The sequence below is a fragment of the Lysinibacillus sp. GW821-FHT14F06 genome, from assembly GCF_058803665.1.
In genome coordinates, this window is the sequence record NZ_JBXAPF010000002.1 from 258,041 (window position 1) to 277,612 (window position 19,572).

At 37.4% G+C, this 19,572-nt stretch carries 17 protein-coding genes; 7 read left to right on the forward strand and 10 right to left on the reverse strand.

Going from position 1 to position 19,572, the window contains the following annotated elements; genetic code table 11:
- Nucleotides 1–56: 56 nt before the first annotated feature.
- The 3 genes from AC1RNS_RS03530 to AC1RNS_RS03540 all read right to left on the reverse strand — a co-directional run bounded on the left by AC1RNS_RS03530 (nucleotide 57) and on the right by AC1RNS_RS03540 (nucleotide 5,212).
- The gene (locus tag AC1RNS_RS03530) at nucleotides 57–2,144 is read right to left on the reverse strand and encodes a methyl-accepting chemotaxis protein (RefSeq protein ID WP_492990799.1); all 2,088 of its coding nucleotides are present in this window, start codon (nucleotides 2,142–2,144) and stop codon (nucleotides 57–59) included.
- A 163-nt stretch (nucleotides 2,145–2,307) separates the two neighbouring features.
- The gene (locus AC1RNS_RS03535) at nucleotides 2,308–4,395 is read right to left on the reverse strand and encodes a methyl-accepting chemotaxis protein (RefSeq protein WP_492990801.1); all 2,088 of its coding nucleotides are present in this window, start codon (nucleotides 4,393–4,395) and stop codon (nucleotides 2,308–2,310) included.
- 688 nt (nucleotides 4,396–5,083) lie between these two features.
- Nucleotides 5,084–5,212: a hypothetical protein gene (locus AC1RNS_RS03540; protein WP_492990803.1), complete on the reverse strand. Its 129-nt coding sequence runs from the start codon at nucleotides 5,210–5,212 to the stop codon at nucleotides 5,084–5,086.
- A gap of 189 nt (nucleotides 5,213–5,401) precedes the next feature.
- Between AC1RNS_RS03540 and AC1RNS_RS03545 the strand changes: the two genes are divergently transcribed.
- The 5 genes from AC1RNS_RS03545 to AC1RNS_RS03565 all read left to right on the forward strand — a co-directional run bounded on the left by AC1RNS_RS03545 (nucleotide 5,402) and on the right by AC1RNS_RS03565 (nucleotide 9,150).
- A complete protein-coding gene (locus AC1RNS_RS03545) occupies nucleotides 5,402–5,896 on the forward strand; it encodes a hypothetical protein (protein ID WP_492990805.1) in 495 nt (164 codons plus the stop codon).
- Nucleotides 5,897–6,149: 253 nt separating this feature from the next.
- On the forward strand, nucleotides 6,150–6,491 hold the full coding sequence (locus AC1RNS_RS03550) for a MerR family transcriptional regulator (protein WP_492990858.1): 342 nt from the start codon (nucleotides 6,150–6,152) through the stop codon (nucleotides 6,489–6,491).
- A 32-nt stretch (nucleotides 6,492–6,523) separates the two neighbouring features.
- Nucleotides 6,524–7,852: a hemolysin family protein gene (locus AC1RNS_RS03555; protein ID WP_492990806.1), complete on the forward strand. Its 1,329-nt coding sequence runs from the start codon at nucleotides 6,524–6,526 to the stop codon at nucleotides 7,850–7,852.
- Between the two features lie 166 nt (nucleotides 7,853–8,018).
- Entirely contained in the window at nucleotides 8,019–8,423 is a 405-nt protein-coding gene (locus AC1RNS_RS03560) for a hypothetical protein (RefSeq protein ID WP_427544735.1), read from the forward strand.
- Between the two features lie 277 nt (nucleotides 8,424–8,700).
- Nucleotides 8,701–9,150, forward strand: a complete 450-nt coding sequence (locus tag AC1RNS_RS03565) for a helix-turn-helix transcriptional regulator (protein ID WP_492990808.1) — start codon at nucleotides 8,701–8,703, stop codon at nucleotides 9,148–9,150.
- Between the two features lie 74 nt (nucleotides 9,151–9,224).
- Here the strand turns inward: AC1RNS_RS03565 and AC1RNS_RS03570 are convergent, their stop codons facing one another.
- Nucleotides 9,225–10,175: a hypothetical protein gene (locus AC1RNS_RS03570; protein ID WP_492990809.1), complete on the reverse strand. Its 951-nt coding sequence runs from the start codon at nucleotides 10,173–10,175 to the stop codon at nucleotides 9,225–9,227.
- Nucleotides 10,168–10,677 carry an RNA polymerase sigma factor gene (locus AC1RNS_RS03575; protein WP_492990810.1) on the reverse strand — a complete coding sequence of 170 codons (510 nt, stop codon included), beginning with the start codon at nucleotides 10,675–10,677 and terminating at the stop codon, nucleotides 10,168–10,170. Before AC1RNS_RS03575 ends, AC1RNS_RS03570 begins: the two co-directional genes overlap by 8 nt.
- 298 nt (nucleotides 10,678–10,975) lie before the next feature.
- On the opposite strand from AC1RNS_RS03575, the gene AC1RNS_RS03580 reads away from it, so the two are divergent.
- A complete protein-coding gene (locus AC1RNS_RS03580; protein WP_492990811.1) occupies nucleotides 10,976–11,710 on the forward strand; it encodes a metallophosphoesterase in 735 nt (244 codons plus the stop codon).
- 30 nt (nucleotides 11,711–11,740) lie between these two features.
- Here AC1RNS_RS03580 and cyoE read toward each other — a convergent pair whose 3' ends face one another.
- Nucleotides 11,741–12,664 carry a heme o synthase gene (gene cyoE, locus AC1RNS_RS03585; protein ID WP_492990812.1) on the reverse strand — a complete coding sequence of 308 codons (924 nt, stop codon included), beginning with the start codon at nucleotides 12,662–12,664 and terminating at the stop codon, nucleotides 11,741–11,743.
- A gap of 328 nt (nucleotides 12,665–12,992) precedes the next feature.
- Here cyoE and proC point away from each other — a divergent pair, with 328 nt between their 5' ends.
- The gene (gene proC / locus AC1RNS_RS03590) at nucleotides 12,993–13,793 is read left to right on the forward strand and encodes a pyrroline-5-carboxylate reductase (protein WP_492990814.1); all 801 of its coding nucleotides are present in this window, start codon (nucleotides 12,993–12,995) and stop codon (nucleotides 13,791–13,793) included.
- Nucleotides 13,794–13,841: 48 nt separating this feature from the next.
- On the opposite strand, the gene AC1RNS_RS03595 is transcribed toward proC, so the two are convergent.
- The 4 genes from AC1RNS_RS03595 to AC1RNS_RS03610 all read right to left on the reverse strand — a co-directional run bounded on the left by AC1RNS_RS03595 (nucleotide 13,842) and on the right by AC1RNS_RS03610 (nucleotide 19,484).
- Nucleotides 13,842–14,495, reverse strand: coding sequence for an alpha/beta hydrolase (locus tag AC1RNS_RS03595; protein ID WP_492990816.1), 654 nt, complete (start codon nucleotides 14,493–14,495; stop codon nucleotides 13,842–13,844).
- A 585-nt stretch (nucleotides 14,496–15,080) separates the two neighbouring features.
- A complete protein-coding gene (locus AC1RNS_RS03600) occupies nucleotides 15,081–15,638 on the reverse strand; it encodes a hypothetical protein (RefSeq protein WP_492990817.1) in 558 nt (185 codons plus the stop codon).
- A gap of 84 nt (nucleotides 15,639–15,722) precedes the next feature.
- Complete coding sequence (locus AC1RNS_RS03605; RefSeq protein ID WP_492990819.1) at nucleotides 15,723–16,922, reverse strand: NAD(P)-dependent malic enzyme; 1,200 nt, start codon at nucleotides 16,920–16,922, stop codon at nucleotides 15,723–15,725.
- 384 nt (nucleotides 16,923–17,306) lie between these two features.
- On the reverse strand, nucleotides 17,307–19,484 hold the full coding sequence (locus AC1RNS_RS03610) for a bifunctional diguanylate cyclase/phosphodiesterase (RefSeq protein WP_492990820.1): 2,178 nt from the start codon (nucleotides 19,482–19,484) through the stop codon (nucleotides 17,307–17,309).
- Nucleotides 19,485–19,572: the final 88 nt, after the last annotated feature.

The following is a 19,572-nucleotide window of genomic DNA, read 5'->3' on the forward strand; positions in this document are numbered from 1 at the left end:
GAGCTGTTGGTAAGGTCAAATGAAAACTTGGCCTTGCCAACAGCTCTTACTATTTTTTAATATTGAAATTTAGCTAATGCTATATGCAGAGAGTCAGCCATAGCAGCCAATTGCTGTGCCTTGCTGTTGATGTCATGAACTGCTAAATTTTGTTGTTCCATCGTTGCCAGTAGCTCCTCCGTTCCTGCAGAGGATTGCTGGCTCACAGCTGTCATATTTTCTACTGCACGCACAACCTCCAGCGTCTCCTTTTGAATCACACTGGAAGCGACTGTCACATTATCAATTTGGGCGACGGTATCCACAATATGCTGTAAAATTGCATCCAGTGCCTGTTTATTGGCATCAATATACTGTGTGTTGGTTTGCACAGCTAGTACAACACTTTGCATCGCGTCACTTGCCTTAGCCGCTTCCCTAACAACCATATCAATAATCGTGGCAATTTGGCTTGTTGATTTGGCGGATTCTTCTGCGAGCTTGCGTACTTCCTCTGCCACAATAGAAAAGCCCTTGCCATGCTCACCTGCACGCGCCGCTTCTATCGCTGCATTGAGTGCCAGTAAATCTGTTTGACCTGCAATAGCATTAATGACCTGCAAAATACGATTAATTTCTGTCGATTGGTCACTGAGCTGTTGCACAACAGAAGCTGTCAGTGACACTTTTTCTGCCATTGCCTCCATCCCTTGAATAGATTGTTCTGCATGAACCAATCCTTCCTTAGAAGATGCAGTTGTTTGCTGAGAACGCTGTAGCATCTCCTCGATTGCCACTTGAATCGCCTGTAATTTCTGTTCAACCTCTTGCGTAACCATTAATGTTGTCGTCGCTTGCTCGGCTTGTAAGGTAGCACCTGTCGCAAGCTCACTTGTTGTCGTTAACACTTGGTCGATACTGATGCTCATATCATTGGTAGAAGACTGTAGATCACCACTATATATATTCACCTGATTGGAGATAGTAGTAGCTGCTTGTATTAGCTCACGCATATTATCTGTCATATGATTCATGGCATGTGCAAGCTCACCAATTTCATCCTTTGAATTTACCTGCAACGGCTCCACCGCTAAATTTCCAGCAGCTATGGTTTTGACCTGCTCTACTGTCTGAATCACAGGCTTTACGATACGTCGAGCAATCCAAATAATCGCTACAACTAACACAATAATACCAATAATAGATAATAGTATAGATAGCCACATTGCCTCATTTGCTTCTGCCATTACCTCATCGGATGGAATCGTTACCTGCAATGCCCAAGGTGTCGCTGTTTGACCAATTTGGATAGGAGACACAGCGATAAAGGAGGCTTTTTTTAAATAAGAGGAATAATCCTCTATTAAATATGGCTTACCCTGTTCAATAGCAGTTAAAATTTGATCTGTCTTTTTATACTTTTCCATTTCAGCTAATGGCTTATTGACATAATCAGAGGATGGATAGGAGACAAGCATCCCTTTATGTGACACAATCGCACTATAGCCTGTATCATATAATTTGATTTCACGATTAATGGCAATCAATGTTTCTAAACTTATATCGATTCCGACAATGCCAACGACCTGTCCATCTATTTGAATAGGAATAGCTGTTGAAGTCATCTGTACCTCTTGCCCATCAATAGGGTAAGTAAGCGGCTCTAAAATAACCTCTTGCTTCAGCGTTTTAGGCAATAGATAATAGTCACTTTCCTCATAGCCTTCAAGAGGAGCTACAGTCACACCATTGCCGCTTCGTGCCCAATATGGCAGGAAGCGACCTGTTGCATCATGCCCCTCCTGATTGGCGAAGCGAGCATCTTGTTCATCAAATGCATTTGGCTCCCAAATCGTCCAAACTCCAAGAAATGTGTTATTTTGCTCAAGTAATTGTTGGAGCATGTCATTTGCTAAATCCCGATCTCCCTTATGATTTGCTACCATTGTTTGGAGATTGGAGGCTAATGTTCTCGCTGTATCCATCGCATAATTCAGTTCAATCTGCATTTTATATGCGCTTTCAGACGCACGTGATTGAGCGAGCTGTTGTGCATCGTTCACCGCTAATGTATTGGTTTTTACAATATTGACACTTAAAATAATGATGAAAACAATCATCATCGTTGACAATGTAGTCAGTAAAATTTTATGTAATAATTTCATATGAACCAGCTCCTTGCCTATAGCAACTTAATTAATTAATTAATTATACCATTTACACGTTGAAATAGCAGAATATTCAGAAAAAATATTTAGAAATATATCTTTTAATAAAGCCGCATGTCATCCCATTGTACATTAGATGACATGCGGCTACTGTTTTCTATTAATAATGGAATTTCGCTAATGTTTGTTGTAGGGAGTTTGTCATGGCTGTTAAGCTTTCTGCCATACTTTGTAGCTCATGAACAGCGGTATTTTGCTGCTCCATTGTCGCTAATAGCTCCTCTGTTCCTGCTGAGGATTGCTCACTAACGGCTGTCATATTTTCTACTGCTCGTACCACCTCCACTGTTTCCTTTTGAATTAAATGGGAGGCCGTTGTCACATCGTCGATTTGCGCTACTGTATCGACAATATGTTGTAAGATGTCATCGAGTGCCTGTTTATTAGCATCAATATACTGTGTGTTGGTTTGAACGGCAGTCACGACATGCTGCATGGCTTCACTTGCTTTCACAGCCTCTCTTACAACTGTATCAATAATAGCTGCAATTTGACTCGTCGATTTGGCGGATTCCTCAGCAAGTTTGCGTACTTCCTCTGCTACGACAGAGAACCCTTTTCCATGCTCCCCTGCACGTGCCGCCTCAATTGCTGCATTAAGTGCCAGTAAATCTGTTTGACCCGCAATGGCATCAATTACTTGTAAAATACGATTAATTTCAGTCGATTGGTCACTTAGCTGCTGCACAACCGCAGCTGTTAGTGTGACTTGTTCCGACATCGCCTCCATGCCTTGAATAGATTGTTCAGCATGCAATAGACCTTGCTTGGATGCCTGTGTTGTCTGCTGAGAACGATGTGTCATTTCCTTAATCGCAACTTGAATCGCTTGTATTTTCTGCCCAACCTCTTGTGTCACTCCCAACGTGACTGCTGCTTGCTCTGCTTGTAAGGAGGCTCCGGCTGCCAACTCGCCTGTTGTTGTTAACACTTGGTCAATACTCATACTCATATTATTTGTAGAGGACATGAGTCGATCGCTATATGTGCTAGCCTGATTTGAGATTTGCGTTGCTTCTTGAATCAATGTTCGTGTGTTATTTGTCATAATATTGACAGCTCGTGCTAATTGACCAAGCTCGTCCTTGCTATTCTCTGCTAATGGCTCCAGGGCTAAATTCCCATCTGCAATTGCTTGTACCTGTCCAACTGTCAACACAATAGGCTTGACAATTCGACGAATCAGCCATGTTAATACGATAAAAAGATAGATCATACCGGCAACACCTATTATAATCATTGTCCAGGTTAGCTTTGTTGTTTGTGCTAGTACCTCTTCGGTTGGCACTGTAACAAGTAATGACCAAGGTGTCTCTGTTTTTCCAATGCGGATTGGAGCAGTGACAATATAGCTTTCCTCTTGTAAATAGCTTGAAAAATCTTTGACAACTGAAGCCTTTCCTTGCTGAATGGCTGCCTCTATATCCTTGATATATGTATAATGTTCATGCTCAGCTAATGGCATTGTCACATAGTCACTGTTTGGATGTGTCACAAACATGCCATTATTCGAGATAATCGAACCAAATCCACTATCAAATAATTTTACTTTTTGGCTTAATTGAGCTAATGTTTCTAAGCTCATATCCACAGCAACAATGCCTTTAAACTCATTGTTAATTGTAACGGGTACAATGATGGACGTTAATAGAACATCCTTGCCAACGACAGGGTAAACGAACGGTTCTAAAATCATTTCCTGCCCTTGTTGTTTAGGGAGTACATAGAAATCAGATGTATCGTAATCCATAATAGGAGAATGAACGATACTACTGCCATCGCGCGTCCAGAATGGAAGATAGCGTCCTGTTGCATCATGCCTCTCCGTATTCACATATTTTTCATCTTGCCCATCGAAGGCATTAGGTTCCCATACAGCCCAAACGCCCATAAACTGCTCATTATCCGCTAAAATACGCTGGAACATTGCATCTGTTAAAGCACGGTCAGCCTTTTGTTCCTCCACCATTGTTGTTAAACTGGCTGCGAGCGTACGCGCAGTATCCATTGCATAATCAAGCTGAATTTGAAGCTGGTTGGCATTGTCAGATGCTTCTGCCTGTGCCATTTTTTGTGCTGTCTCAATCGTTAAGTTTTTCGTTTGATAAATATTCACCACTGTTATAACAGCAAATACAATAAACACTGTTCCTATAACAGTTATGAGCATTCTCCCCAATAAATTCATATGTATAAGCCCCCCTTTAGATACAAAGTAATAGATAATTAACTATTTAAGTTAATTATAGCATGAGCTATACAGTGAAAAGTGTTGAAAGTAGAGGGATATATGTCTTTTTTATAAATCAATTTCGCCTTGGCGTAATTGTAGCTGCCGCTTTGCTTTCGCTACAGATAAACAATACGTCCGGATTTTGAATTGTGCCCAGGCCTGCACGAGGGCCGACACGATGTCGGTCATTTCGGTAATGCCTCAGGGTGGCGTTTTTACCGATGCAGGTCAGTTAGCCGTTTTCGCAGGATGCGAAGGTTTTAGGCTAACATCCTTTTATTCATTCCTTTGAAAATCCGTGACATCCGCTAGAGGCTTTAGGCCAACAGATGTTTTTGTGCGAAAGCGTAGTGCTAACGAAGCGGCAGCAACACGATGTTTTTTGTGCGAAAGCGTAGTTCTAACGAAGCGGCAGCAACATGATGTTTTTTTCGCGAAAGCGTAGTGCTAACGTAGCGTCAGTAGCATGTTGTTGGTCACTCAGGCGTTTTCATAGGAAGTGAAGTTCTTAGCCTGAGTTCCGCTATTTCAGTAGGTGTTTGGCACTGAAAAGGAACCAAAACTGCATTCATCTCACCACCTGTAGAGGTGGGAGTCTACTGCTGAATGAAGATAAATATCCCTGTTAAAAGGGGGCAGCTCACTATATTTCAAGTATTCCACGTAACCAACGCTCTACAAAATTTTCAAATGTAATCCCATAATTTTCATAGACAGCGTGATAGACAAAATATGTTCCTAATCGTTCCAGTAAATCATCATTAATCTTCATCCCAAATCGCTCCCTTTCTTTTGTGAGTTTACTAAATTTTCAGATACTAAAAATTCCAATTTCTTGAACATTCAAGTGGAGGTCGTATCGTTGCAAAACCGTCACAATCTGCCGCCTTCATGCCCTTTCTTCGTATTTTTCTTTTCGATAATATAGTAGTAACAACTTGCAAAACTGGGGGGACTACTTGTGAGATGGATAACAAAGTTAGCATGTGTAGCATGTTTATGTTCACTACTAGCCGGCTGCGGGGAACGACTGTCTGAAATTAAAGATGCAGCTTCAGGCATTAATTCAGCAGCTGATTCTGCAGCTAGTGCTGTTGGTCGTGATGTACATGCTATACGTGCCATTACCATTAACTATAAGGACACAACTTTTACGGTTAATGACCTATTTAAATCTATTTTACGTGACATACGCTGGGATTATGACCCTGACAAAAAAGAGCTTCATGTGAGAGGGACATGGCAGGCACCACTATTTTCCAAACAATCGTGGGATGATACTATGAAAAAACAGCTAGCAGAAACAGGCGTGGTAAACGTTACATGTGTGATAAATGATGACCAAATTGATGGCTCGCTTACAGAGGTGTCATTAGTTTTTAACAATGAAACAATTTTAGAAATGACTGGTGAAGAGGCATTAGCTTACCTTTACGATACACATTTAAAAAAATAACGTAATAACTTCGATCAGTGGGCACACACCTCCCGCTGATTTTTTCTTCTCTCTATCTTGAAATTTTCTATGTATTAAAATATCTGTTAAAAGAAATCTTACAATTTTGAAATATTGAATTCTATAATTTGAATGTATAAAACCATCACGTTATAATTAAAGTATCACGTGATGGTTTGGAGGTGTTTGCATTGGGACAGAGAAATTAAGAATTGGTGAGCTGGCAGAAAAAACAGGCATTACAAAAAGAACAATCGATTATTATACAAACATTGGTTTATTAGAAGCTGAACGCTCTGCCACAAACTATCGCTATTATGCCCCTGCTATGATTGAAAGACTTCATTTTATTGAGCAGCGCAAACAGGAGGGTTTATCCCTTGTAGAGATCCAGCATGAGTTAAACATCACACTATATGAAGAAATTGATGTACAAATACTTCGTTTAAAAATGCAAGATTTAGAGCACGATGTCACTTCTCTTCTTGCGCAAATGAACAAACAAGATACTAAACATATTGAAAAAATTAAAAAAAATGTTTCACCCGAAAGCATTGCACTCATGCAATCTTTGCTTTTACTTATTCATAATTAGGAGGTGACGTTCTGTTTATACAGAACGACTATTTGGAGACCATACTTAACTTATCGATTTTTACCATTTTATTAGCTTTAACTGGCTTTTTCGTAGCAACTGAATTTGCCATCGTAAAAGTTCGTTCCTCTAGGCTAGATCAATTAATTGGGGAGGGCAATAAAAAAGCTATTCCTGCTAAGCATGTTGTCAATCATTTGGATGAATACTTATCTGCCTGTCAGCTTGGTATTACTGTAACAGCACTTGGTATCGGGATGGTTGGTGAAAAAACTTTTGAATTTATGCTGCATCCCCTTTTCGAGATGGTTGGCATTTCTGATAAATATATGACGATTTTCACAATTGGTAGTGCTTTCGCGATTGCTACATTTTTACATGTTGTTGTCGGTGAATTAGCACCTAAAACTGCTGCTATTCAAAAGGCTGAAACGATTACATTGTTGTTTGCCAAGCCCATTATGCTATTCTATAAGATGATGTATCCATTTATTTGGTTCTTAAATGGTTCTGCTCGTGTACTAGTTGGACTTTTTGGCATGAAGCCTGCTTCTGAGCATGAATTATCACATACTGAGGAAGAATTACGATTACTACTATCGGAGAGCTTTAAAAGCGGTGAAATCAATAAAACTGAGCTCAAATTTGTGAATAATGTGTTTGAGTTTGACGAACGTATTGCTCGTGAAATTATGGTACCTCGCACAGAAATTGCGGGAATTGAGAAGAACGAATCTTTTACAAATATGATCCATTTTATCGCTGATGAAAAATATACACGATACCCTGTTTATGATGGAGATCGTGATAATATTTTAGGCTTTATTAACGCCAAAGAATTATTTACCTACGGATTGCTTGAGCAACTAACGGACGAATCACTAGTATTAGAGGATTTCATCAATCCTGTAATTCGAGTGATTGAAACGATTCCTATTCAACAATTATTGGTACGCATGCAGAAGGAACGCATTCATATGGCCATTCTAATGGATGAATATGGTGGTACATCAGGTCTTGTTACTGTCGAGGATATTTTAGAAGAAATTGTTGGTGAAATTCGTGATGAATTTGACGATGATGAAATTGCAGAAATTCGAAAAATAAATGACAATCACTACATTTTAAATGCTAAAATGCTTGTTGAAGATGTTGAAAATTTATTAAATATTACGCTTGAAGCAGAAGAAGTTGAAACGCTCGGCGGATGGTTCTTAACAGTAAATAATGGGATTAAAGCTATGAAAAACATTGAACTAGCTCCATATGTTTTTAGTATCTACGAGCAGCAAGGGCATCAACTACATTATATTGAGGTGCGACCTCTTCGAAAAGCAGCACCCTCTATTGTTCAAGCCTAATAACTAAGATACGATTTTTTTGATAGTTTAAATCATTTTTAGTTTTACTGGTATTTCATGAATAGGGCTATTTTAATTTTTCATATACTTTCGCCTTATTCCATTATTAGCCATATCCCTATATAATGAAGTGTGAATATGATTCTATTTTCAGGGGGTATCACATATGAAATTGTTTAAGCTATATCATTCGGATGGTATACACATTATTACGGACGTCAAAAAACACAAAACGAATATCGAACTAAAAACGATTACAGGTGAAATATTATATATTATCGTTGTCACGGATGAAAACTATACAGTTTACGACGATCGTTTTGCTGGAGCTTCAAAGCAATTAAATTCTGTCGAAGCATTTGATATTGATGGCAACTTCCGTAGTCTGGATTTCGATAATATGCGCACACTCTTCAAAGAAGCCTTTACGAAGCTATTACAGGAAATTGCAGAATGTGTGAATGATAAAGATGAGCTTGTCGATATTGATACTCTTCGTCATAAAATAAGCGCTCAAATTAAAGGAATTCATTTCCGCGTTATTTCAGACACAAAAAAATACGAAATTTAACGATACGGTGAAACTTCATATCCTGTGTGACTAAAATACTGTTGCCTAAACCAATTGAGTTTTGGTGAATAGTATAACTCTTACTTCAATTATAAGCTTCACCTACATGTTGAAGTAGGAGCTCTACTGTATGCAGGATAATACAGACTGTTCAAAATCATTTGAACAGTCTGTTTTACATTACTATTAGCCAATTTGAATACAACAAAACCGAAAACATGCTCTCCATGCTTTGATGTATAATGGTACTTAACGATCTGAAAGAAAGGGTGTTTGGATGAATCGTGAACAATTAATCACACTTATTTCAGAAAAACTGAAATTAATCCGTACTGAAAAAAATTTAACACAGGATCAGATGAGCGATTTACTAGGGCTCTCTAAAAAAACACTTGTTCAAATTGAAAAAGGTCGTATACACACTGGTTGGACAACAACAGTGGCAGTTTGTACCTTATGCCGAGAAAGCTCAATTTTACAGCATGAGCTTGGTGGCGATCCACTTGAGGTTGTGGATTTGATTGCGAACAATGGAACATTACAGCCAAAAGAAAAAACAATGGGTGGTTACATATGGTGGAAAAACCTAAGTGAATACAGTAGTTATCGCCTACAGCAAAATGTCATTAGTCAACATTTTCGAATTCTAGATTCCAATAACTATCGATTACTATCAACATTTGACGAAAATATTGCAAAGCAAGCATGGCGAAAACTCAAAGAATAAACAAACATACTGTCTATAAGACAATCGGTGGGGTTTTCCTTATCCCCACTGACTGTTAGTTGATGGCCACCTATTTATGATGCAAACATAATTATTAAATACATAATAATGGATAAAAGATAAGCAACACGTAATAATCGAAGTTCCATATAACCACGGTGTGGCGTTAATTTTTGATTAATCCAAAATTGCCAACAGCATAATAGAATTGCGACAGGTATTAACCAACCTACATACAATGGACTCTTTAAATTAATTGCTGCAAAAAGTATAAGCATTAACACACCAAAATCCACTAGCATCCACTTTTTTTCTGGACAGAGGTCTGGCTTTTTCGGGAGCCTGTATTTTTTTCGTATTAAAAAATTCAAAAGAGTTTCCACTATCATAACTCCTAGAATAATAAGTGGCCATAATGACCAATTCTTAAAATCATTTTTGAGTGCTAAAATTTCCTCATTCATATTCACGGCTATGTCTTTAGGGATTTTATAATATATTTTTTTATCCCAATCAAGCATTAATAATTCTCCATTTTCGTTAACATAACGATTCCATTTTAGGCGTTGCTGATGTCCATCTTTAAAAGTAATAACTAAATCATACGTATTATTATCAAACGCTTGAATTTCACTTTTGCTTGGAATTATTACTTGATGTAGGGCTAAAAATTTTTCTAGTTGCCTATAGGACTTTGAAGATAGCTTTTTCACGCCCAAATAAAGTCTTGAATCTTTACCAATGAAATGGCTTTTTGTATCAGATGCTACATAATGAACTGATGCTATTTCCTCCTTTAAAGGAAACATCGCATTTTTGGAACTTTCATTGCCATTTAACAATAAGATGATGAATAAAAATAACATAACAAGTACACCTGTAAAAGCTGTACGATACTGCCATTGATGGCGCTTTGTTTCTACCTGCATTTTTATCTCTAGATTTTTCCACGTTAGCTCTTTGTCTTCTGTTGATCGTTTTAAATCCTGTAATTGTCGTAAAGCATTTTTTATTGGATCATTCATAGCATATCCCCTCCTCCCCTAGTATTTTTCGTACTGCCCTAAGTCCTCGCGTCGTATTATTTTTCACCTTTGCTTCGCTCCAGCCTAGTAAATCACTGACCTCTTTAACTGATAGCTCCTCGATGTAACGTAAAATAATAGCTTCTCGGTACTCAAGCTTTATCTTAAATAGTGCTTGAAAAACAGCTAAAAAAATTTCTCCTTTCAATAAAAACTCTTCTGGTAACAAGGCTTTATCTTGTAAACAATCCTTCTGAAAAAACGGGATAAATTGGAAAATTCGCTTACGTCTAAAGTAATCGTATACTAAATTTCGAGCTATTTTTCTTAACCATGTAACAATGTTTGCTTCCTTCCTATATGTATGCATGTATTGATAGGCTTTAAAGAATGTTTCCTGTGTTAAATCTTCTGCTAGTTCCTTGTTTCCTACCAAATAATAAATATATTTAAAAATAGTATCACTGTGCTGCTCATAATCTTGTTGAAATTGCTGTAGCAACTATGCTCCCTCCTTTCCACTATCCCAACACTATAGACGAACGAATAAGGAATTGGAATCACTCTGACATATGATAAAGTAAACTTTTCATTAGTGAAAATTTTAAGATAATAGGACTTGATTCATCTCTTTTGCTTGAAAACATTAACAAGATAAGAATCTCCATTTATCAATACTATTTAGGAAAAGTGAAAACTTTCATAATCACTCATCCGTCTAGAGGTAGAAAAGTCGAATTTTGCAGAACTATTCTCTATACTAAATAGTAACTGTACTTAACTGGAAAGGATGCACTTGTATGAATAGAATACTAGCTATTAGTGATATACACGGTGAATTAGAACTCTTTGAGGAACTATTAATCGCAGCAAATTATAATGCTGCGTATGATCAGCTATTTTTACTAGGTGATTATATTGATCGAGGACCTGCTTCAAGCGGTGTGTTAAACCTAGTGAGCGAATTGCGAGCAATGGGTGCACGGGTTCTACTAGGAAACCATGAGGCGATTATGCTAAAAGCTTGTCGCTCTGGCCATTTAAAGCCTTGGAATCATTGGGTAGGGCTATGTGGCGGGGATGCTACGCTTGCAAGCTATGGATATCAGGTAGCGGATTTTGAAGAAGCCATTCGTAATAACACCTTACCAACTTTTATTCAGACCTTACCGAAGCTCGAAGAACATTTACAGCTTATCGAAACACTTGAAACTTATATTGAGTTAGAAGATGTTATCTTTGTGCATGGTGGTGTTGTTCCTGGTGTAGCTTTGGCAGAAACTGACCCTATGCAATTGTTATGGATACGAGAAGAATTTCATACAGGCTATCAAGGAGATAAAACAGTCGTCTTTGGTCATACCCCCACGTATAGACTTCATCAAAATCCAACTAATTACAATGTCTATTTTGGTGAAAATCATATTATTGGCATTGATGGCGGGGCTGTCTTTGGCGGGCAATTACATGCATTGGAATGGCCAAGTCGCGAAATCATATCAGTGGATAAGAAAAAGCCAGCAAGTAACGAATAACTTGTTGGCTTTTAGTGTAATAGGATGACATTAATACAATTTAAAAATAACACCTACTAAAGAGTACACAATCACTGTTGAAAACAAAATAGTCATATGGAACAGTGAGAACACAAACATTTTTGTCGCCCATTTAATTTGATCCTTGTTACTATGGTAGCCGTAAATACTCATAACAAGCCATGCGATACTTAGCAATAGTGCCACAAGCATAATACCAATACTTAATGAGCCGAATAGGAAGCTTGATAAAATCAGTAATAGTAAATAAAAGTTCGTTTGATAATACGTTCGGCGCATTCCTTTTACAACGGGAAGCATTGGAACTTTTGCCGCTTCATAGTCAGCATGCTTACGAATAGCAATCGCATAAAAATGAGGCATCTGCCATATAACCATGACAAAAAATAATCCAAGTATCGCAGGATGTGTAATATCGGAAGAAACTGCGGCCCAACCAATAACAGGTGGAATTGCCCCTCCTATACTCCCAATTTCTGTATTATAGATAGTGCGGCGCTTTGTCCACATTGTATATGGCACTACATACAAAAATACTCCAAGAAAGCCAAATGCCGCAGCTAGAGGTGATGCAAGATATAGTACAGCCACACCCAAAATAAGCAAAGCAAACGCTAAAGCCAGTGTAGATTTTGCGGACATCTCGCCTGTAACTGTAGGACGACTTTGTGTACGAGGCATAATGGCATCAATGTCCCGATCATAGACATTATTAAATGCCCCAGCGGCTCCAATAACAAGCGCGGATCCAATCGTGGCAAAAATAATTTCAGGTATATTCTCGATAAAAGTCATTTTATTTTTGTACATCCCTAGCGTTAAACCAGCCCACATAGGAATTAAATTGGATTTAATAATCCCAGTTTTAACTGTTTGCGCTAAAATAGAAGAGCGAGATTGTTGTTGATGCTCCGTTTTTAGATTTTGTTCCATTCATCTTAATTCCTTTTCTCTCTTAATTTCTACAAGCTATCCTCGATAGAAAGCGACAAATTTTGCATTAAACATATTAAATTATTATTTTACCTCTTTTAGCTAGAATCTGTCTCTATGTTCACATAAAGTACATGATTTCTTGATCGTCTTATTTTTTGCGAAATGAGGTTAAAGATACAGTTCCATTCACAACATCTTCTATAATACCACCGACTGCTGTGAATTTGAACCTTATTGCCTTGATTCTTTGCATATTGCTATTCAAGAAAAACAATCTAATTTATACTAATGTATATGTTTGAACTAAATAAAGGAGTGTCACCACGTGAAATATGGATTTATCGGCCTTGGAAATATGACAACAGCGATTATTAAAGGAATGTGTAAAAGCGGGGATTTCGATTCTACCATAATCTATGGTTATAATCGGACGAAAGCCAAAACAACAAAATTAGCAACCTCTTACGGAATTCAAGCTGCAAGCTCTATCGCAGACATTATGTCAAATTGTGATGTCATTATCCTTGGTGTTAAACCCCAAATGCTGCCAGAGGTTTTATCAGAAGTGAAAAAATATTTACATGACAATCACGTCATTGTTTCCATTGCTGCAGGCAAAAATATTACATATCTACAAGATCGTTTATCTAAAAATACCCCTATTATTCGTGTAATGCCTAATATTAATGCCCTTATCGGTGCATCCACAAGCTGCTATACAGCAAGTGAACAAGTATCAACTGCACAGCTTCAACTCATTATTTCCTTGTTTGAAACAGTCGGCACTATTATTGAGGTGCCAGAGCATTTATTTTCTATTTTTACTACAATAGGTGGAGCTTCACCAGCATTTACTTATATGTATATCGACGCTTTAGCACGTGCAGCTGTACGCGAAGGAATGCCGAAGAATATGGCGCTAGATATAGCTGCAAATGCTGTACTCGGCAGTGCTAAAATGATTTTACAATCACAGGAGCATCCATGGGCACTTGTAGATCAGGTATGCTCACCAGGTGGAACTACCATTCAAGGTGTATCCTCCTTACAAAGCAATCATTTTGAAACAACGATTCATGATGCAGTAGCTGCTGTGACTGATAAAGATCGAAGCTTATCCAAATAAAATTCTAAACAATATGAAAAGCCGAGACGAACTGTGTCTCGGCTTTCATTATTGATAATTTTCTTGTAATTCCTGCGCTAAAAAGGTAGTTAGGTCGCGTAGGTTTTCTGGTGTAACGCCATGTCCATCTGCGTACTGTTTAAATGTTACCGATGCTCCAAATTGTTCGAAAGTTTCTTTACTTTCAGCACCCCATTGTGACGGAATAACATAATCATAATCACCGTGAGAAATAAACGCTCGTAAATGATTGATTGGGCGAATTGCGTATTCTTCTGTGACAAATTTTGGTGTATAGCCGCTTAATGCTACTATACCAGTAATTAAATTGCCCATTACAAAAGCAAGTGATTGTGCCAAAACTGCCCCTTGACTAAAGCCCAACACGAATACTTTATGTGGATCAATTTGATATTCGTCAATAGCCTCTAACACAAACCGTTGTAATGCCACTAACACTTTATCAAAGATTTCACGGTCTGGTTTACCAATCTCCTGGATAGTGAAAAAAGCATAACCAGGCTTTTGTGTAATAGGTCCACGTAGACTAAAAACATGGCATTGTTCTTTAAAATCTTGCACTAATTGTGGTAAATCATCTTCATGACTACCCATTCCATGCAATAAAAAAATCGCTGGATATTTTTTTTGAGGGTTCATAGTAGTAGGTTGTGTATGCTTAAAGGTAAATGGTGTATTCATGAACAAAATCCTTTCAAATGGAATCATTATTATCTTACCATATTCAATTCCTGCATCACTTATTTAGTGCTCATATATTTCAGTGCACCGTTTAAAATTTTTGCCATTTGTGTACGCTTTAAATGTGCATTTGGCTCTATCACTAGTGCCCCTGCTGTATTCTTTCCTTCCAGTCATCATACCTCCTACGTATAACAGTGCAAAGCCTTTCTAGCTTCGACATTTGAAATACTTGCTTCATCTACATAGACAAGTGTTGAACCAAAAATTAAGCTCTTTTTGTGTGGCATAGCCTATGGCACGATACAACATTAACGCTCCTTGTTGACAGGTTACAATGTCATTTGGTTTAAAACTCTCTCCTGTCATTACAATGCCAGCTGCTGCTAATGCATTAAATGCTATAATTTGTTCTGTATCACTTAAAGTGGCAACATCTCACAAAACAACCTCCTATTTTACCGATAACGAAAATCATTATCATTTATATTAATTCAAAAGTACACTGTTATCCATCATTTTGTCAATATGCTACTCAGACATTATAAAAACTACCTAACGTATTAGGTAGCCTCTTAGAAAAACTTATATCAATTTTGTTCGATTAATTAATTGATCTGTATGGTATGCAATATAACCATTAACAATACGAATGGTTTCTTGTGGATTAGCGTCAAATAGTAATTTTGATTGCTCTGCGGTTGTCACTAACACCGTTATCAAATCCATACGCATTGAATGTCCAGCAGAACTATAAGCATAATCGTAAATGATATCTTCTTCTACTAATCCATCTGTCACATACTGCTTATGAAACAATTCTTTCGCTTCATCGATTTGCTCAGCAACCTGTTGACGGATGCGCAGCTGATGCATCAATAACTCTTCCTCAAGCACTGCTGGCTTTAGCCACTCTTTGTTTACAAGCATTTTTAGAAATTCATTTTCCCAAACTTGCTCATTTTCAGTAAAATACAGCATATTTACCATCAGTCTATCCCAAAAATCAATTTGAGACTGTGCCGATTCACGCTGCATCGCAATTGTCTCTGTAAAGTGCTGCTCTACCTTTGAAATATTCATATTGCGCACTAAATGATTGCACACATTTTCAATAAACTTATTTGCCACTTCTTGTGCCATAAAAACCCGTCCTTTATATCTACAAATCAAATCATTTTGTTCCTATCATACCATGATTGTAGAATATAAAGAAACGGGCAGCACTTATGCCTGTAGTGTTGGTTGTTGGAATAACACTGAAACGCCAGATTCAATGGCAGCACTTCCAACTGCTTTGGCTACAACACCCGCAACGCGCTCATCCATAGATTTTGGGATAATAAACTCTTCACATAACACTTCTTCTGACACTAATGATGCAATCGCCTCAACTGCCGCTAATTTCATCGCTTCGTTAATATCTGTAGCTCGAACATCTAGTGCACCACGAAAAATTCCTGGGAATGCTAACATATTGTTCACTTGGTTAGGATAATCAGAACGGCCCGTCCCCATTACACGAACGCCCCATGCACGCGCATTATCATAAGTTATTTCTGGATTTGGATTTGCTAAAGCAAAGACAATTGGATCTGCATTCATAGATTCTATATGGGCTTTTGTTAAAAGATTGGCAACTGAAACACCGATAAAAACATCACTTCCAGTAATAGCATCCTCTAATGTTCCTTCAAGATTAGCTGGGTTAGAAAGCTTCGCAATTTGGTCCTTAATCTTATTCATTCCCTCTTGACGACCATCATAAATAATTCCCTTTGTATCGCACATGATAACATTTTCATAGCCCATTTGAAGTAATAAACGTAAAATGGCAATCCCTGCTGCACCAGCACCATTAATAACTACTTTCATATCCTGTGGTTTTTTATGAACAATTTTCACAGCATTTAATAAGCCTGCCCCTACTACGATAGCCGTGCCATGTTGGTCATCGTGAAATACAGGAATATTACATTCCTGACGAAGGCGGTCTTCTATCTCAAAACAACGAGGAGCAGAAATATCCTCTAAATTAATTCCTCCGAAAGTTGGAGCAATAGCTTTGACTGTACGCACAATTTCATCTACATCCTTTGTTGCAAGACAAATTGGAAATGCATCAACATCCGCAAAGCGTTTTAAAAGAATAGCCTTTCCCTCCATTACAGGCAGTGCAGCCTCAGGTCCAATATCACCAAGCCCAAGTACAGCTGTACCATCCGTAACAATACCCACTAAATTTCCTTTGATTGTATAATCATACACAGCCTGAGGATTGTTTTCGATTTCGATACAGGGCTGTGCAACCCCTGGTGAATACGCTAAGCTTAAATCATATGTATCTTGTACAGGTACTTTTGCAACGATTTTCATTTTCCCCTGTGCTTCTCTATGCATCTCCGCTGCTTTTTGCATAATATCCATTAAATAAACTCCCATCCTACTAACAAATTTCATCCTAAGAAATTATCAAATTTATTTTTATTGCAAAACTATTCAAACAATTTAACTTTGAAAATTATATTACTTCACTTAAGTAAAGTCAACGCTATAAAGCCAATGTTCTCAAGAGAATCATAAATTGTTATTATTTTATGAATATTACAAATAAATGAAATCGTTTACATAGGAATATTATCCAAAAATAGGTTTAGATGACCCTACAATGGCTAAGAAACTCCACAATTACACTATATGTGTTACTGTGGAGTCTAAAACCCTTTACAACTAGGTATGTTATTTAGCATTCATTATTCGTATACGAAGTATTTTGAAATCTATGAGACTTACTGAACAGCCTCGTTTATATTAATTTTCTAGAACTGAAATTGAATCTAAAATACTCTTCACATGATTGTGAAGCGATTTGTAAGATTCCTGCAATCTTTCGGGCGGTATGGGTTTACTGAATAAAAAGCCCTGTACAGCATCACATTTACTACTTACTAAATAGCTTAGCTGATCTATCTCCTCTATTCCCTCTGCTACTACCTTTAACTGTAGATGTTTGGCCATTGAAAGAATCATGTCTACTAATGCCTTATCTGTAGAATCTGCATGTATTTTTTGAACAAAAGATCGATCTATCTTTAAGCAATCAATCGGGAAATCCTTCAGATATGATAGGGATGAATAGCCTGTGCCAAAATCATCTACTGCAATGGTTACACCAAGTCCCTTTAATTGCTGTAAAATTGTCGTCATATGATTGCTGTTGATTGTCATGCTTTCTGTAATTTCCAGTTGTAAATAGTGTGGCTCTATTTGTGTCTTGTCAAGCACATGATGTATCATTTCCACTAGATTTTGCTGAAAAAGTTGGCCTAATGATAAATTGACAGCTACTTTCATAGGGGGTAGGCCAGCTGCTTCCCATTGTTTCACCTGTGTACAGGCTGTTTCTAACACCCATTGTCCAATAGGAATAATCAAGCCGGATTCCTCCGCAATTGGAATGAAAACCCCTGGCGAAATCCATCCCTTTTTTGGATGCTGCCATCTGATTAAAGCTTCCACTGACTTTATTTCACCTGACTGTAAATGGATTTGAGGCTGATATTCCAAATAAAGCTCCTGATTGTTTAATGCATCATGTAAATCATTTTCTAATACAAGCCGCTCTGTCATTTCACTAGACATGGTGGATTCATAAAAACGTATACGTGATGGGATTTTATGTGCTTCATGCATCGCATAGAGTGCAAATCTAAGAAGTTCTTCTTCCCTATTTGAATCTGTGGGAAATAATGAAATTCCAATATTGAGCTGACTATTGAGTGAAAAATGTTGTACTTGAAATGACTCCTCCATGACCAATTGAAGCTGCTGACTCAGCTGGGTTAATTGATTGGTATGAGCCACTTCATCGATAAAAATTACAAAATAATCCTCTCGCAACATACAAAGATCAAATTTCTCTGGTATAACGTTTTTCAGCCGTTGTGCAATCAGATCAATCATCTGGTCTGCATATGTATTACCTAAAGATGCTTTAATGGCTGAAATTCTTTCTATACCAATGGCAAGAATAGCTTTTTGCGATGAAGTTATGTATAAATTTCTTTTTAATGTTTCCATAAAAAAACGCTCATTTGGCAGGTTCGTTACTTCATTATGATAGGCCATATAATGCATTTGTTCACGAGATTTTTCTAGATGACCTTGTGTATCAATTAGTTGTTGAAAAGGCCTTTCGATAGATGAAAAATAAATTGCTCTAAATAAAAGGTAGAAGGAGCTTAACTGAAAAATATGACCAATAAAGTTTTTAATGTCATAAACATCACGATATATTGTAAAAAGATAATCACTCATGATTAAATAAATTGCGCTGCTCACGGAAAGAAAAATTATTTTTGGTGCTTGCTTAAACTTACTTAGTAAAACAATGATAATGACGATGTGTAACACTATTGCTAAATATTGCAAAGTATTTTTTAATGCTGTAGGTCCTTCTCCTTCAATGATTAGTGATGGCAAGATAGATGTTGGGGCATAAATAATGGCAAAGCAAGCTACGATTATTAAAAATGGCAGCGTATAAATTAGCCAACGAAAGGTTATTTTAACTTCCTTGTCTTTCGTGAAAAGAAGAATAAGACCACCAATCGATAATAGCAATCTCCCTAGTATATAGAACCATGTGGCAGCATACGGTGTACTTTCTGTAATGAAGAAAGGCATTCCTTTATAGGATAGGGTATGGGCTATTTCTATTAAGCTAATGGTTAAAAATAAAGCGCCAGCATAGAGAACTCGATTCGATAAAATATAAGGAGAAACTAGCCAAGCCTGAATCGAAATCGCCATCGTTACCACAATTATAAGGATTTCCATCATTAAATGAATTGTGACATAGTTGTTCTTACCGAAGATCCCATAGAATTGGTCACCACCTAAAGCAACGACACTTAAGAAAATTACTGTTAATACAAGAAATTGACTCCCTCTCTTTACAAATGAAAAATCATCATTGAATTTCCACATTGTTACTTCCCTCCTTTGCTTAAGATTACTTTCAAATATTTCATATAGAAATATTGGAATAATTATACTATAAAACATCTCTAAAAAC

Coding starts and splice junctions, on each gene's coding strand:
- AC1RNS_RS03530 (WP_492990799.1), bottom strand. CDS start 2,144: ATGAAATTATTACATAAAATTTTACTGACTACATTGTCAACGATGATG.
- AC1RNS_RS03535 (WP_492990801.1), bottom strand. CDS start 4,395: ATGAATTTATTGGGGAGAATGCTCATAACTGTTATAGGAACAGTGTTT.
- AC1RNS_RS03540 (WP_492990803.1), bottom strand. CDS start 5,212: ATGAAGATTAATGATGATTTACTGGAACGATTAGGAACATATTTTGTC.
- AC1RNS_RS03560 (WP_427544735.1), top strand. CDS start 8,019: ATGAAATTGTTTAAGCTATATCATTCGGATGGTATACACATTATTACG.
- AC1RNS_RS03565 (WP_492990808.1), top strand. CDS start 8,701: ATGAATCGTGAACAATTAATCACACTTATTTCAGAAAAACTGAAATTA.
- AC1RNS_RS03570 (WP_492990809.1), bottom strand. CDS start 10,175: ATGAATGATCCAATAAAAAATGCTTTACGACAATTACAGGATTTAAAA.
- AC1RNS_RS03580 (WP_492990811.1), top strand. CDS start 10,976: ATGAATAGAATACTAGCTATTAGTGATATACACGGTGAATTAGAACTC.
- cyoE (WP_492990812.1), bottom strand. CDS start 12,664: ATGGAACAAAATCTAAAAACGGAGCATCAACAACAATCTCGCTCTTCT.
- AC1RNS_RS03595 (WP_492990816.1), bottom strand. CDS start 14,495: ATGAATACACCATTTACCTTTAAGCATACACAACCTACTACTATGAAC.
- AC1RNS_RS03600 (WP_492990817.1), bottom strand. CDS start 15,638: ATGGCACAAGAAGTGGCAAATAAGTTTATTGAAAATGTGTGCAATCAT.
- AC1RNS_RS03605 (WP_492990819.1), bottom strand. CDS start 16,922: ATGGATATTATGCAAAAAGCAGCGGAGATGCATAGAGAAGCACAGGGG.
- AC1RNS_RS03610 (WP_492990820.1), bottom strand. CDS start 19,484: ATGTGGAAATTCAATGATGATTTTTCATTTGTAAAGAGAGGGAGTCAA.